Origin of the sequence: Aeromonas sp. (assembly GCF_050633025.1) — a bacterium.
In the GTDB taxonomy this organism is placed as follows: domain Bacteria; phylum Pseudomonadota; class Gammaproteobacteria; order Enterobacterales; family Aeromonadaceae; genus Aeromonas.
On sequence record NZ_JBODRQ010000031.1, the window covers coordinates 1 to 15,055 of the forward strand.

The 15,055-nt window shown below is 56.3% G+C and carries 14 protein-coding genes; 13 read left to right on the plus strand and 1 reads right to left on the minus strand.

The genetic code is table 11. From position 1 onward, the window contains the following. Positions 1-108: 108 nt before the first annotated feature. The gene (locus tag ACRAUW_RS06410; protein ID WP_431361605.1) at positions 109-2,580 is read right to left on the minus strand and encodes a penicillin-binding protein 1A; all 2,472 of its coding nucleotides are present in this window, start codon (positions 2,578-2,580) and stop codon (positions 109-111) included. A gap of 300 nt (positions 2,581-2,880) precedes the next feature. On the opposite strand from ACRAUW_RS06410, the gene tapM reads away from it, so the two are divergent. From tapM to ACRAUW_RS06475, 13 genes are all read left to right on the plus strand, one after another. Next, entirely contained in the window at positions 2,881-3,942 is a 1,062-nt protein-coding gene (gene tapM, locus ACRAUW_RS06415) for a PilM family type IVa pilus assembly protein TapM (RefSeq protein ID WP_431361606.1), read from the plus strand. After that, positions 3,930-4,508: a PilN family type IV pilus biogenesis protein TapN gene (gene tapN / locus ACRAUW_RS06420; protein ID WP_431361607.1), complete on the plus strand. Its 579-nt coding sequence runs from the start codon at positions 3,930-3,932 to the stop codon at positions 4,506-4,508. The genes tapM and tapN overlap by 13 nt, the downstream gene beginning before the upstream one ends. Continuing rightward, the gene (gene tapO, locus ACRAUW_RS06425; protein ID WP_431361608.1) at positions 4,505-5,104 is read left to right on the plus strand and encodes a PilO family type IV pilus biogenesis protein TapO; all 600 of its coding nucleotides are present in this window, start codon (positions 4,505-4,507) and stop codon (positions 5,102-5,104) included. Before tapN ends, tapO begins: the two co-directional genes overlap by 4 nt. Continuing rightward, positions 5,101-5,634, plus strand: a complete 534-nt coding sequence (locus tag ACRAUW_RS06430; RefSeq protein ID WP_005335020.1) for a pilus assembly protein PilP — start codon at positions 5,101-5,103, stop codon at positions 5,632-5,634. Before tapO ends, ACRAUW_RS06430 begins: the two co-directional genes overlap by 4 nt. 16 nt (positions 5,635-5,650) lie before the next feature. Then, on the plus strand, positions 5,651-7,855 hold the full coding sequence (locus ACRAUW_RS06435; RefSeq protein WP_431361609.1) for a type IV pilus secretin PilQ: 2,205 nt from the start codon (positions 5,651-5,653) through the stop codon (positions 7,853-7,855). A 191-nt stretch (positions 7,856-8,046) separates the two neighbouring features. Continuing rightward, positions 8,047-8,565, plus strand: coding sequence for a shikimate kinase AroK (gene aroK, locus ACRAUW_RS06440; protein ID WP_033113859.1), 519 nt, complete (start codon positions 8,047-8,049; stop codon positions 8,563-8,565). 14 nt (positions 8,566-8,579) lie between these two features. Next, complete coding sequence (gene aroB / locus ACRAUW_RS06445) at positions 8,580-9,662, plus strand: 3-dehydroquinate synthase (RefSeq protein WP_431361610.1); 1,083 nt, start codon at positions 8,580-8,582, stop codon at positions 9,660-9,662. Continuing rightward, the gene (locus tag ACRAUW_RS06450; RefSeq protein WP_431361611.1) at positions 9,652-11,232 is read left to right on the plus strand and encodes an SPOR domain-containing protein; all 1,581 of its coding nucleotides are present in this window, start codon (positions 9,652-9,654) and stop codon (positions 11,230-11,232) included. The genes aroB and ACRAUW_RS06450 overlap by 11 nt, the downstream gene beginning before the upstream one ends. 70 nt (positions 11,233-11,302) lie before the next feature. After that, a complete protein-coding gene (locus ACRAUW_RS06455) occupies positions 11,303-12,175 on the plus strand; it encodes a Dam family site-specific DNA-(adenine-N6)-methyltransferase (RefSeq protein WP_431361612.1) in 873 nt (290 codons plus the stop codon). A gap of 161 nt (positions 12,176-12,336) precedes the next feature. Further along, positions 12,337-13,011, plus strand: coding sequence for a ribulose-phosphate 3-epimerase (rpe, locus tag ACRAUW_RS06460; protein WP_431361613.1), 675 nt, complete (start codon positions 12,337-12,339; stop codon positions 13,009-13,011). Next, the gene (locus ACRAUW_RS06465) at positions 12,998-13,666 is read left to right on the plus strand and encodes a phosphoglycolate phosphatase (RefSeq protein ID WP_431361614.1); all 669 of its coding nucleotides are present in this window, start codon (positions 12,998-13,000) and stop codon (positions 13,664-13,666) included. The genes rpe and ACRAUW_RS06465 overlap by 14 nt, the downstream gene beginning before the upstream one ends. A 42-nt stretch (positions 13,667-13,708) precedes the next feature. Next, positions 13,709-14,713 carry a tryptophan--tRNA ligase gene (gene trpS, locus ACRAUW_RS06470; RefSeq protein ID WP_431361615.1) on the plus strand — a complete coding sequence of 335 codons (1,005 nt, stop codon included), beginning with the start codon at positions 13,709-13,711 and terminating at the stop codon, positions 14,711-14,713. A 119-nt stretch (positions 14,714-14,832) separates the two neighbouring features. After that, entirely contained in the window at positions 14,833-15,048 is a 216-nt protein-coding gene (locus ACRAUW_RS06475) for a hypothetical protein (RefSeq protein ID WP_216953064.1), read from the plus strand. Positions 15,049-15,055 lie beyond the last annotated feature (7 nt).

The following is a 15,055-nucleotide window of genomic DNA, read 5'->3' on the forward strand; positions in this document are numbered from 1 at the left end:
ATGTTTGCATGAGGCGCTAGGGCGCCCCATGCAACACGTAATTGGGACATAGCCAATAAAAAACCGGCAGTCTTTGGCTGCCGGTTTTTTCTCTGCCGCAAGTGAGGCTTAGAAGATATCATCGGTAGATACAGGCCCTTCTACATCGGGGTTGTCACCGCCGTAGACCTGATTGCCATCCGAGCTTGGTGTTGCGTAGCGGGTCGGCTCGGTCCCTTCCTTGAAGTATTCGTCGGTACCTCCACCAGCTGAAAGCAGGCCGGTTTCGCTGTCAATTTTCACCGTCATGATCCCCTCGGGAACCGGCATTTTGTGCTCCGGTAGTTTCTTCAACGCGACTTTCATGAAGTCGATCCAGATAGGCTGCGCGGCGCCCCCGCCAAATTCGGCACGGCCAAGGCTGCGCTGGTGGTTGTCAAAACCGATCCAGGAGGTGGCAACGATATCCGGGGTGTAGCCGGAGAACCAGGCATCCCGCGATTCGTTGGTGGTACCGGTTTTACCTGAGATGTCGTGACGTTTCAGGTCGCGGGCTGCGCGCCAGCCGGTACCACGCCAACCGTTGCCACCCCAGATGGCTGTGCTCAGGGTGTCGGTGATCAGGAAGGCACTCTGGGCACTGATGGTATGTGGGGCTATGGTTGGAGCGAGAGGGGCCTGCGTGCCATCTTGTGCCGCTCCATCAACAGTTGGCTGCGGCAGTGTGCTCTGCTCGGGCGCGGCCTGCGGCTCACAGCTGGTGCACGCAATAGCAGGATTGGCCTGATAGAGGGTGTTCTCCAGACTGTCAGTCACTTTGTCGATGAAGTATGGGGTCACCAGGAAGCCACCGTTGGCCAGTACCGAGTAACCCCGCACCACCTCGAGAGGTGTGAATTCGGCGGCGCCCAGCGCCAGTGACTCATGGGGAGAGATGAAGTCGCGAGGGAAGCCAAAGCGGGTCAGACCGTCGACATAGGTATCGAGGCCAATGGCGCGCATCAGTCGCACCGACATCACGTTCTTGGACTTGGCCAGACCCAGGCGCAGCGGGGTTGGGCCATCATAAACGGCCGGGGAGTTCTTGGGTTGCCACATGGGTCCTTTTGACGGGTCCCACTGGTTGATCGGCGCATCGTTGATGAGCGACGCCAGGGTATAGCCATGCTCCAGCGCGGTGGCATAGAGGAAAGGCTTGATATTGGAACCGATCTGGCGGCGCGCCTGATCGACCCGGTTAAATTTGGATAACTCGAAGCTGAAACCACCGACCAGTGCTTCCAGCGCCCCATTTTTCGGGTTCATGGCAACCAGCGCGGCGTTGACGTCCGGGATTTGAGCGAGCAGCAACTCTTCACCCTCTTCCCGTACCCAGATCTGGGCGCCGACTTTTAGCACATCGCGTGCCGATTTCGGGGCATAGCTCTGACGGTCGTCGGTAATAAAGGAGCGGGCCCATTTAATGCCGTTCCAGCCGAGCTCTGCTTCCTTGCCATTTTTCAGTACCAGCGTGGCGCTGCGATCACCGAGCTTGGTCACGACCGCCGCCATCAGCGGATCATAAGTGGGCTGCTTGCCAAGGTGAGCGATGATCTGCTCGTAATCCCAGGCTGTCTCGCCAGCCTTCCACAACTGCGCCGTCGGGCCGCGATAGCCGTGGCGCATGTCATAGGCAAAAACGCCATCCAGCAGTGCCTGTCTTGCCGCCCTCTGACGCTCGGCAGAGACGGTAGTGTAGACGTGCAGGCCCATGGTGTAGGCATCTTCACCAAACTGCTCGACCATCTTCTGGCGCACCATTTCCCCCAGATAGGGGGCGTGCAGGGTCACTTCGGCGCCGTGAAAACGGGCCTTGATCGGCATCTTGGACGCTTCGTCAAACTGGGCCTGGGTGATCTTGCCGGTTTCCAGCATCCGGCCCAGCACGACGTTGCGGCGAGCAAAGGCGCGCTCGGGGGAGCGGATGGGGTTGAGCATGGACGGCGCTTTCGGCAGACCAGCAATGATGGCGATCTCGTCCAGTCCCAGATCCTTGACCTCTTTACCAAAGTAGACCTGAGCCGCAGCACCGATGCCGAAAGAGCGATAACCGAGAGGGATCTTGTTGAGATAGAGTTCGAGGATCTCATCCTTGGTGAGGTTTTGCTCGATCCGCCAAGCCAGGAAGACCTCCTTGACCTTGCGAATGATGGTCTTCTCATTGCTCAGAAAGAAGTTACGGGCAACCTGCTGGGTGATGGTACTGGCACCCTGACGAGCTTGGCCGGAAACTGCCCAGACGGAGGCCGCTCGAATGATGCCAATCGGGTCAATACCCGGGTGCTCATAGAAACGGGCATCTTCAGTCGCCAGTACGGCATCGATCATGGGTTGCGGAATTTCGTCCAGACGCAGCGGAATGCGACGAATTTCGCCATATTGGGCGATCAATTCTCCCTCTCGGCTGTAAACCCGCATCGGGGTTGCCAGTTTGACATCACGCAGTGCGGTGACATCGGGCAGTTGGGGTTTGATATAGAAGTAGATACCGATGAGGCTGGCAACACCCAGCACTGCACCCAGCATCATGACAATAAACAGGCGAACGAGCCATTTCAGCATGGAAGAACTACCAATCGTCTTAAAATTAGCCAACGGGCGCAGAGTATAGCCCTTTTGCCATCGGGAATTCGAGGCTTTCCTGTGGCGAGCCACCTATCCCCAAAGGATGCGAGAGGTTAGCACTACGGGGAGCAATAACCAAGGAGGGACACTGGCCGTGAAGAAAGCGAGATGGGTCACTTTTCGGCATAAACTTTATGACATTGATAGTTAAAGTATTTAGGATGAGTGAAGCACTCCTCTGATCGGGTGTCCTACACTCTGTTCAGGAATAAAACCAAATAACGCATGGATGTGTATATGTTTGGGCTTTTTAACAAGGGATCCCTCCTCCCTCTGGTGGGCATTGATTTCGGTAGCCAGACCATCAAGGCTGTTACCCTCAGTGGCCGACCTGGCAAGCTTCATCTTGAATCGGTCGCCGATATTGCCACCCCGAAAGGGACGCTGGTTGACTATCAATTGCAGGATATCGAGCGCGTCAGCCAATCTCTCAAGACTCTCAAGCGCCTTATTCCAGTTCACAGTGACTATGCCGCTACGGCGGTGACCGGCTCCAACGTGATTACCAAGGTGATCCAGATTGATGCCCGCCTCAGCGACAAGGAGCTGGAAAGTCAGGTGCAACTGGAGGCCGAGCAGATCATTCCTTTCCCTCTCGATGAAGTAAGCCTCGATTTTGAGGTGCTGGGCACCAAGAACAGCGAAGATCGTCAGGATGTGCTGCTGAGTGCCGCCCGAACCGAGAGTGTCAACGGCCGGGTCAGCGCCCTTGCCGAAGCCGGTATTGCTGTCAAGGTGGTGGATGTGGGAGCCCATGCGCTGGGCCGTGCCGTGGTGGCCTGTCTACCCGAATTGCAGGAGAGTGAACGGCCGATCGGGGTGATCGATATCGGCGCCAGTGCCATGACCTTTGCTGCGCTGGTCAAGGGGGAGGTGATCTACTCCCGCTTGCAAAACTTCGGCGGCGATCAGTACAGCCAGGCGCTCTCCTCCTTTTATGGCATGACACTGGATGAAGCTGAGCAGGCCAAAACCAAAGGGACCTTGCCAGTGGACCATGAGCTGGATGTGCTGATGCCCCATATCAACTCGTTGTTGCAGCAAGTGCGGCGCAATATCCAGCTGTTTTGCAGTTCATCGGGCTATCGCGACATCGCAAAACTGGTGCTGACGGGGGGAGGCAGTCTGCTACCCGGTTTGTTGGTACAGGTAAAAGATGAGGTCAATTGTGAGGTGTTGCACCCGGATCTGTTCGCCCTGTTTGGCAAACCGAAAGGGGAGGCCGAGTTGGTACATGGCGCTAAATATATGACGGCATTCGGGTTGGCTCTGAGGAGTTTTACACCATGTCAAATATAAACCTGCTGCCCTGGCGTGAAGCTTTGGCTCAGCGCCAAAAGAAACAGTTCGGGGCCTTACTGGGGATTTTTGTGCTGGCCACGGTCGCGCTGGGATTTGTTGCCAACTGGCTGGTTGATCGCCAGATCATCGCCCAGCAGCAGCGCAACCAGCGACTTGTTCAGGAGATGACTATTCTGGATGCCCAGCTCGGGGAGATCCGTCTGCTCAAAGAGCGTCGCAAGGAACTGATCGATCGGATGCAGCTCATCGAGCAGTTGCAGATGCGCCGCAATGTGCCCGTTCGCCTCTTTAATCAACTGCCTTCATTGGTACCCAATGGGGTTTACCTCAACACCCTTTCGATGCAGAACAATATTATTGATGTTAATGGCAAGACCGAAGCCTATGGTCGGGTGGCCAGCATGATGCGAAGGATTGATGGTTCCGGCTGGCTGGGTCAATCAAAGATAAGCACTATTTTTGCGGCTGATGTTGCGCCAGTGTCATTGAGCCAGTTTTCCATGATGTTCCTGATCGCCAACAATGCTGCGGCTGCAGGGAATGTGGCCAAGGAGCAACAATGAATCTTCAGCAACTCAACGAGTTGGATATCAATGACATAGCAAGCTGGCCAAAATGGGCAAAAGGGGTCTTCATCTTTTTCTGCTGCGTGTTGACCGGCGGCGCCATCTATTACTACGTGATTGCCAACTCCCTGACCAGTTTGACTCAGGAAGCGGGGAAGGAGACCGAGCTGAAAGCCCAGTTCGAAAGCAAGGCGATGCTGGCTGCCAACCTGGGGGCATACAAGGAGCAAATGGTTCAGCTTGAGCAACTGGTCGATACCCAGCTCAAGCAGTTGCCCAATACACATGAGGTCGCCGGTCTGCTGGACGATATCAGCTTTATTGCTACCGACAACGGCTTGAAATTGAACCGGATCAACTGGGAACCCGAGGTCAAGCACGAGTTTTCAACCGAGCTACCGATGCGTATCGAAGTCGTGGGCACTTACCATGAAATTGGCAAGTTCACCGCTGACATGGCCGCTTTGCCCCGTATCGTCATCCTTGACTCCTTCACTCTGGGTCAGAGCAAGGATGAAGGGGAGCTGATTTCGATGTCGATGCTGGCCAAGACCTACAAATACAACGGTAAAACAGTGGAGCCGAAACAATGAGACGCATCTGCTGGTTGTTGCCTGCCCTCTTGCTGGCGGCGTGTGGTGGCCAGGAGGACATGGATAGCTATGTCGCCCAGACAAAAGCAAGGCCGCCCATACCTATCGAGCCCTTGCCCGAGCTGAAGCCTTTTGCCCCTATGCACTACCAGCAGCGGGAGTTGCGCAGCCCTTTCATGGTTCCCCAGCCTGAGGCAACGGTCGGAAGTACCAGCACTGCCAAGGCTCAGCCGGATTGTGCTCAGACCCTGATGGATCGTGAGAAAGAGGTGCTGGAAAATTATTCGCTGGCCAGTCTGTCGATGCATGGTTCTTTGGGTAAGGCAGGTCAGCTGTGGGCCTTGATCAGCACCCCGGATGGCAAATCGATGCGGGTTGGGCTCAACCAGTATATGGGGCTTGATCAGGGCCGAGTCATCAAGATCACTGACACTGCCGTGGATTTGCTGGAAACCATTCCGGACGGGAAGGGGTGCTGGGTAACAAGAGAAACCCAGTTGGCAATGGCCAATGTGCAAGAAAAACAATAATCAGGGACGAACAGCAATGAGAACAACAATAGAGAGTGTATCCAAAGTGGCTTTGCTGTTTTGCGCCAGCGCCCTCAGTCAGGCGTGGGCAGTGGCAACCCTGCAGGAGATCAAGGTCAATCCACTACTGGCCGATCAATTGCTGGTGGAGCTCAGTTTTAGTGAGCCGGTCACGGGCTTTACCGATCGTCTATCTTACCAACCCAATCAGCTGTTGTTGCATGTTCCCGGTGCGGTAGGGGCGCTGAAAGTGAACCCGCTGCCGATCCAGCGTCAGGGGGTTGATAATATCAAGGTTGAGGGGAAAGGCGCAGGTCTGGATATCAAGATAACGCTCGACCAGCTGGCCCCCTATCAGGTGCAGCAACAGGGGAACAAATTACTGGTGTCATTGGGCGAGGGGGTCTCTTCCGGGCTCATCAATGGTGAGAGTGCACTGATTGCACCTGCTACCTTGGCTACTTCTGTGCCAGCTCCCTCTTCCTCGGCTCTGCTTAATCCTCAGGTCGTTGCCCAGTCGATGCCTGTTGCGCCCGTGACAACGCCTGTAACAACACAGCTCGCCAGCAAGCCGGTGCTCAACAACTATCAGAGCAGTGGGGGCGGAGCCTATTTTAACTCGGTTACCGGTGTGGATTTTCGTCGTGGTAAAGATGGCCAGGGGGAGTTTCTGGTCACGCTGGATAACAGCTCGGCCGCCGTTGATGTGAGCAGCCGTGGCCAGACCGTTCTGGCCAAGTTTCATGGTACTCGGGTACCGGATGGTTTGCTTAATCTGATCAACGTGCAGGATTTTGCAACGCCGGTTTCTCAGGTCGAAGTCTCCCGGCAGGGGAGCGATACCCTGTTTGAACTGTCGATAAATGGTCAGTTTGATTACCGTTACGATCAGGCAGACAAGCTCTTCATTATCGAGGTGAAAAAGCGGACGACAGCCACGGCATCCAAGCAGTATCAGGGTAAACCCATCTCATTGAACTTCCAGGATATTCCAGTCCGTACCGTGCTGCAGCTGATCGCCGATTTCAACAATCTCAACCTGGTAACTACTGATTCGGTGGCGGGCAATATTACCTTGCGTCTGGACGGGGTGCCGTGGGAGCAGGCTCTCGACATCATCCTGAAGGTACGTGGACTCGACAAGCGGCTGGACAACAATATTTTGCTGGTTGCTCCTGCCGACGAGATTGCCACCCGTGAAAAACAGCAGTTGGAGAGCCGCAACCAGGTTGCCGACCTGGCACCGCTTTACACTGAATATCTGCAGATCAACTATGCCAAGGCCTCGGAAGTCGCAGCCCTACTCTCTTCCGAAAGTACCAAGCTGCTGTCACCCCGTGGTGCGGTGAGTGTGGATGAGCGAACCAACGTGTTGGTGGTCAAGGATACCGCCGATGTCATCAGCAGCATCAAACGGATGCTTGATATTCTCGATATTCCGGTCAAGCAGGTGGTTATCGAGGCGCGGATGGTGACCATTGATGACGGCTTTGATGAAGCGCTCGGAGTGCGCTGGGGGGTGACCAAGAACGATGGCCATGGCAACAGCACGTCTGGCTCTATCGAGGGCAATGACGGCTCTGGTAACAACAATGGCAGTTCGACAATTACCAGACCGACAGCAGACGATCGGTTGAATGTCAACCTGCCGGTGACCAATGCGGCCGGTACTTTGGCCTTCCAGGTTGCCCGTTTGGCTGATGGCACCTTGCTGGATCTCGAGTTGTCGGCGCTGGAAAAAGAGAGCAAGGCCGAGATTATCGCCAGTCCGCGGGTGACCACGGCAAACCAGAAACCGGCGTTGATCGAGCAGGGTACCGAGATCCCCTATGTGGAGTCCTCTTCCAGTGGGGCCACCTCGGTTACGTTTAAGAAGGCGGTACTGAGCTTGAAAGTTACGCCGCAGATCACCCCTGACAACCGGGTTATTCTCGATTTGACAGTGACCCAGGATACCAAGGGTGAAACTGTTCCAACTGGAACAGGTGATGCCGTTTCCATCAACGCCCAGTCTATCACCACTCAGGTGCTGGTGAACAATGGCGAGACGCTGGTGCTTGGCGGTATCTATCAACAGACCATCAAGAGCGATGTAAGCAAGGTGCCCTTGCTGGGTGATATCCCCGGATTGGGGATCCTGTTTCGCAAGACTATCAGCGAGAATAAAAAGCGGGAATTGCTTATTTTCGTGACCCCCAAGATAGTCACCGATGCCTTCTGAATGCTTTACATGTGAGGGTAAAACACATATAACCTTACGCCCCAATGAGGCTGGGGCGTAAGGGCTGCGGTTGCCAGCCCCGATATCTATTGAGATAATTCCCCTCCTGATCCATCGCAAGATAAGGTTCATAGGTACCCCGATCCAGTTTTTATCGGGGTCGTACAGTTTGTAATTACTAACGAAAAGACATGGCTGAGAAACGCAATATTTTCCTGATAGGTCCCATGGGTGCGGGCAAGAGCACCATAGGTAGACATCTGGCAGAACAACTGCACATGGAGTTTTTCGACTCAGATCATGAGATTGAGCGCCGCAGTGGTGCTGATATCAGCTGGGTGTTCGATGTTGAAGGTGAAGAGGGTTTCCGGATCCGCGAAGAGAAGGTGATCGGCGAATTGTCTGAGCAGCAGGGGATCGTACTGGCAACGGGTGGCGGTGCCATCAAGAGTCGCGAAACTCGCAACAAACTCTCTGCTCGTGGCATCGTGGTCTACCTTGAAACCACCATTGAAAAGCAGCTGGCGCGTACACAGCGCGACAAGCGTCGACCTCTGCTGCAGACCGAAGAGCCAGCTCGTGAAGTGCTGGAACGTCTGGCACAAGAGCGTAATGCCCTGTATGAAGAGGTTGCCGATTTTGTTGTGCATACCGATGAGCAGAGTGCAAAAGTGGTTGCCAATCAAATCGTCAAGCTGATCGGTATGTAAACAAGAGGATGTCCATGGAACGGTTGAAGGTCGAACTGGGTGAACGCAGCTATCCCATCGAGATAGCTGCCGGGTTGTTGCAGCGCCCCGAGGCGCTGCTATCGACTATCAAGGGCAAGCGGGTGATGATAGTGACCAACACGGTCGTTGCCCCGCTTTATCTTGAACAGGTAACCGCTCTGCTGTCGGGTTTTCAGGTTGAACACCTGATCCTGCCTGACGGCGAGGCGTACAAGAACCTGGCGACCTTTGAGCAGATCATGTCTGCTCTGCTTGAAACCAACCATGGGCGCGATACGACATTGATCGCTCTTGGGGGCGGCGTAATCGGGGATCTGGTGGGTTTTGCGGCAGCAAGCTATCAACGTGGCATTCCTTTTATCCAGATCCCGACCACCCTGCTCTCCCAGGTTGACTCCTCTGTGGGCGGTAAAACTGCCGTCAATCACCCGCTCGGCAAGAACATGATTGGGGCTTTTTATCAGCCCAAACAAGTGGTCGTCGATACCGAGTGTCTCTCTACCTTGCCAGCCCGCGAATTTGCAGCGGGAATGGCCGAGGTGATCAAGTACGGCATCATTTGGGATGCTGATTTCTTCAGCTGGCTGGAGCAGAACATGGTGCGTCTGCAACAGCTGGAACCTGCCGCGCTGGCCTACGCCATCAAACGCTGCTGCGAGATCAAAGCCGATGTGGTCGGTCAAGATGAGACCGAGCACGGCGTCCGTGCGCTGCTCAATCTGGGTCATACCTTTGGTCATGCCATCGAGGCCGAGCAGGGGTATGGCAACTGGCTGCACGGTGAAGCAGTGTCCGCCGGCACCATGCTGGCTGCCTGGGCTGCGCAGGCCCGTGGCGATATGAGCGAAGCGGACGTTGCGCGAGTGCGCGCACTGCTGCTGGCCGCCAATTTGCCCATTCATGCGCCTGCCGAGATGGATTTCGCCGCCTTTATTCGCCATATGCGCCGTGACAAGAAGGTGCTGGAAGGCAAGCTGCGTCTGGTGTTGCCGGTTGGCATCGGCCATGCGCAGGTGGTGGGGGATGTGTCCGATGCCGAGTTGCTGGCGGTGATCGAGTCTGGTCGTGACGAATAAACTGCTAAAACTTCCTTCCCAGCGGCAGCTGGTTGACCGGCTGCTGCATCTGATTGAATTCAATCACCCTTTCATTTTTCTCTCCGGTAAACCCGGTTGTGGTCGCGGTACCCTGTGCGAATCCCTGCTCGGCGTGTTGCCGGAAAAAGTGCGGGTGGTTAGCCTGATCGGCACGCCTGCCATGAAGATGGTGGATGTGCGCCAGCTGTTGCTGCCACAGGTAGTGGCGCGCCCGCTCTTCAATCCACAGGATGCGCTGGCGGAGAGCTTCTTTCGCATGCTGGAGGGGAGCAAGCCTGCCACCCTGCTGCTGATGATCGAGCGGGCGGACCAGTTACCAGCCGAGCTACTGGGAGAGTTGTGGGCGATCATCCGTCATAACGATACCCTGGCGGCGCCCCATCAGCTGGCCATTATCGTCTCGGGCAGTGACGTTTGGTGTCGTACCCAACGACCGCAGCTCAAAGGGCGCGCCATGCCAGCCCTTGAGCTGGAAGTGCCGCCACTGAGCCCGCCCGAACAGCGCATCTTCTTGTATGAGAAAGCCAAAGAGCTCAAGATCCCGGCAACCCTCTTGCCCAAGCCGCAAGTGGAGGAGATCCTGAAAACGGCGAACGGACATCCGTCCACCATCATGCAGTTACTGGAGGATATCATGACCGACAGAAGGCCCAAGAAGCGTCAGGCGGAGTTGCCTGTCAAAAAGATTGCCACCGCTATCGCGCTGGTCGCTGGCGGCCTGCTGGCGATGAGCTACCTGCTGCCTGCGCTGTTTGACAATGAAAGCAAACCTGCGCTGCATGAGCCGGCGCAGAACACGGCATTGCCGATCCCGGTGGCGGGAGGCGATCCCCTCACTGCAGGCGGCTCGAATGCTGATGCCACTGCGCAAAGCGCGCAAGACAGCGATACAGCCAGTAATCCCAACGGGGTGGTGAAGGATTGGCAGCCGGAGGCGAAAGTGCTGCCAAAATCGGTGGAGAGCGAAACCGTGACCACCGAATCGACCAATTATGAAGGGCGTCGGGTGGTGATCTCTGACGAGGTCGTGCAAAAGCTGATGACCGAACCCAAGGTGAGCGGCGCACTGCCTACTAACGTGGTGGACGAGCTGACCGGCAAGAACCCGAGTGGCACAGCCCCCAGTGGTGCAATCGCAACCACGGCGCCAGCCAGTACCGTCAAGGCACAGAATCCGGTGACAACCGCAACGCCTGCGGCCACCACCAAAACAGCCAGCAACGAGCCGGTTGCCGCGCCAGCACCCAAAGTGGCCCTGACACCGGTTGCCACCTTGAACAAGAAGCCGCGCAACCACTACAGCGTTCAGCTGATGGGGGCGAGCAACACCAAGGCGGTGGATCAGTTTGTCGCCGAGCATGGTCTGGCGGGCAAGGTATGGGTCTATCAGACCAAGTTCCGTGGCAGCCCCTGGTATGTAGTGCTGCAAGGGGATTATGCCGGTCTGACCCAGGCCAAGAGTGCCATTCGCAAGCTCTCACCTGCCTTGCTGAAAGGTCAGCCCTGGCCCAAGTCGTTTGCACAGGTACAAAAAGAGCTGAAGCAATAGCCTTGATACCGGATAAGGGGGTAGAATCGTCCCCCTTTTTGGGTCTTGCCTTCTTACACACCGGATTTCCATGAAAAAAACACGCGCTTTTTTAAAATGGGCCGGGGGAAAATACTCCCTGGTTGAAGAGATCGCCGAGCGTTTGCCAGCCGGGCGTGTGTTGCTGGAGCCCTTCGTCGGGGCCGGGTCTGTGTTTCTCAACACCGACTACGATGCTTATGTGCTCAACGACATCAATCCGGATCTGATCTGCCTGTACAACCACCTCAAGCTGACGCCGGACAGTTTCATTGCCGAGGCGCGCAAGCTGTTTGTGGCCGAGCATAACAACAAGGCAGCCTATTACCGGCTGCGTACCCAGTTCAATCAGACCGAGACCACCTTCGAGCGGGCACTCTTGTTCCTGTTTCTCAACCGTCACGGTTTCAATGGATTGTGCCGTTACAACAAGAAGGGCGGCTTCAACGTGCCGTTCGGATCCTACAAGAGGCCCTATTTCCCGGAAAAAGAGCTGTGGGCCTTTGCCGAAAAGGCGCAGAAGGCGACCTTTATCTGCGAGAGCTACGCCGATGCCATCAAGCGTGCTGAAGAGGATTGGGTTATCTATTGCGATCCTCCCTATGCGCCGCTCTCCACTACGGCGAGCTTCACCACCTATGCCGCTGGCGGCTTTACGCTGGACGATCAGGCGGTACTTGCCCGTCTGGCGCGTCACACCGCGGCCCATAAGGGCGTGCCGGTACTGATCAGCAATCACGACATCGAACTGACCCGCGAGCTTTATCGCGGTGCCCGCCTCGACGAGATCCTGGTCAAGCGTACCATCAGTCGCAACGGTGGCACCCGCAACAAGGTAGCCGAGTTGTTGGCGCTCTATCCCCCCGGGATCGAGCCGGAGCAGGGCTACTATCCGAGTGACAGCGAGCTGTTGTCGCTGAGCTAGCAATAAGACGGCACCCTCTGGGGCCGTTTTTGTTTGGTGATCTGACTGGAATCGGCATTGGGGACGATTGCCCCATTTACCCCGCATTCGAGTCGTTTTCGCCCGCTTTTTACGTTAAAATTGCGCCGCTTTTTCTCCCTGGCTGCCAATGGATGATGCTGATGAAAGACTTTCTGATTGCCCCCTCGATCCTCTCTGCCGATTTTGCCCGTCTGGGTGACGATGTAGCCAAGGTACTGGCTGCCGGTGCCGATGTGGTTCACTTCGACGTGATGGACAACCACTATGTCCCCAACCTGACCATTGGCCCCATGGTCTGTCAGGCGCTGCGTGACTACGGTATCGAGGCCCCCATCGACGTGCACCTGATGGTCAAGCCGGTGGATCGCATCATTCCTGATTTTGCCAAGGCCGGTGCTTCCCTCATCACCTTCCATCCAGAGGCGTCCGATCACGTTGACCGCTCTTTGGGCCTGATCAAGGAGATGGGCTGCCAGGCGGGTCTGGTGCTCAATCCGGCTACCTCGCTCTCCTGCCTCGAGTATGTGATGGACAAGCTGGACGTGATCTTGCTGATGTCGGTCAACCCGGGCTTCGGTGGCCAGAGCTTCATCCCCGGCACCCTCGACAAGTTGCGTCAGGTGCGTCGCCTGATCAACGAGAGCAGCCGCGATATCCGTCTCGAGATCGATGGAGGGGTGAAGGTCGACAACATTCGCGAGATCGCCGAAGCGGGTGCCGACATGTTTGTCGCTGGCTCGGCCATTTTTAGTCAGCCTGACTACAAGGCGGTGATCGACAAGATGCGTGCGGAGCTTAGCTGTGTCACACGCTGAGCGCGCATTTGATTTGGTGCTGTTCGATCTGGACGGCACCCTGATCGACAGCGCCGCTCAGCTGGCGCTGGCGGTCAATCTGACGCTGACCGATCTGGGTCTGGCGCAGGCTGATGAAGCCGTGATCCGTACCTGGGTAGGCAATGGCGCCGACAAGCTGATCCAGCGAGCGCTCGCCTATCGCGAGGCCGATCCCGAGCTGTTTGCCAAGGCCAGACCGATCTTTTTCCAGCACTACAACGCTTGCCTGCTGCAAGGGCTGGCGATGTATGACGGGGTGGCCCAGAGTCTGCGTCGCCTGCAAACCCTGGGCTACAAGCAGGCGATCGTCACCAACAAGCCGAGCGATTTCGTGGCCCCCATCCTCGATGCCCTTGGCATCAGCGATTGCTTCGCGCTCTGGCTCGGTGGCAACTGCGTGCCGGTCAAGAAGCCGAGCCCGGAGCCCTTGCTGCACGCCTGCCAGGAGTTGGGGGTGAGCCCGGCTCGTACCCTGATGGTAGGTGACTCCGAAAATGATGTGCTGGCGGCCAAAGCAGCCGGCATGAAGGTGGTGGGGCTCACCTATGGTTACAACTATGGCCGCCCCATCGCCGACTCCCGGCCTGACTGGGTGTTCGAACACTTTTCCCAGATCGATGCGCTGCTGAGCTAAGTGCGCCGCCGGACTGGCTGAATTACAAGGATTACTACTCTCATGACCAAACCAATCGTATTGAGCGGGGCGCAGCCCTCCGGTCAGCTGACCATCGGCAACTACATGGGCGCACTGCGTCAGTGGGTCAACATGCAGGATGAGTACGACTGCCTCTACTGCATCGTCGACTTGCATGCCATCACCACCCGCCAAGATCCGGTTGCCCTGCGCAAGGCCTGTCTCGATGCGGCTGCCCTCTATCTGGCGGTCGGTATCGATCCCAAGAAGAGCACCGTTTTCATCCAGTCTCACGTGCCGCAGCACGCCGAGCTGGGCTGGATCCTCAACTGCTATACCCAGATGGGTGAGCTGTCGCGCATGACCCAGTTCAAGGACAAGTCCGCCCGTTTCGAGAACAACGTCAACGTCGGCCTGTTCGGTTATCCGGTGCTGATGGCGGCCGACATTCTGCTCTATCAGGCCAATCAGGTGCCGGTCGGCAACGACCAGAAGCAGCATCTGGAGCTGACCCGCGACATCTGCACTCGTTTCAACAACCTCTATGGTGAAGTGTTCACCCTGCCTGAGCCCTTCATTCCGACCGAAGGGGCGCGGGTGATGAGTCTGCAGGATCCGACCAAGAAGATGTCCAAGTCTGATGACAACGAGGCCAACTTCATCGGCCTGCTGGAAGATCCCAAGCAGATCGTCAAGAAGATCAAGCGTGCGGTGACCGACTCCGATGATCCGGCCGTGGTTCGTTTCGATCCGGAAAACAAACCGGGTGTATCCAACCTGCTGACCCTGATGTCCGGCGTGACCGGTCGCTCCATCCCCGAGCTGGAGCAGCATTTTGAGGGCAAGATGTACGGTCACCTCAAGACCGAAACCGCCGAGGCGGTTGTCGCGCTGCTGGAGCCGATTCAGGCCCGTTTCAATGAGCTGCGTCAGGATGAGGCCCATCTGATTACGATTTTGGCCGAAGGGGCACAAAAGGCGCGTGAAAGGGCTGAAAAAACTTTGACCAGCGTATATGATGTAGTCGGCTTCGTTCCTCGAGCCTGACATACTGGGAAGGTGTAGTAGAAGAGAGCCGGGTATTTGCCTGGCTTTCTTTATTTTCCCCAGCCCTATTTTTGTTTAATTTTATTATTCCAACCTGGGATATATCCCCAAGAGTACCCATGTCTGTTCAACCGAATATTTCAATTGAAGAGCTGAGTGACAAAGGTCACTGGTTGCGCAAGTTTCGCAAGGCGAAAAACCTCAATACCCTGCAATTGATGGTCTCCAATGCCATCGACAAGCATCACAAGACCGCTGCCATCGCTGCCGCCATCTACCTGGCCGAGTGTCAGCGCGAGCGGGAAATGGAACAGGGTCGTTATCTCGATCGTTAATTCTCCG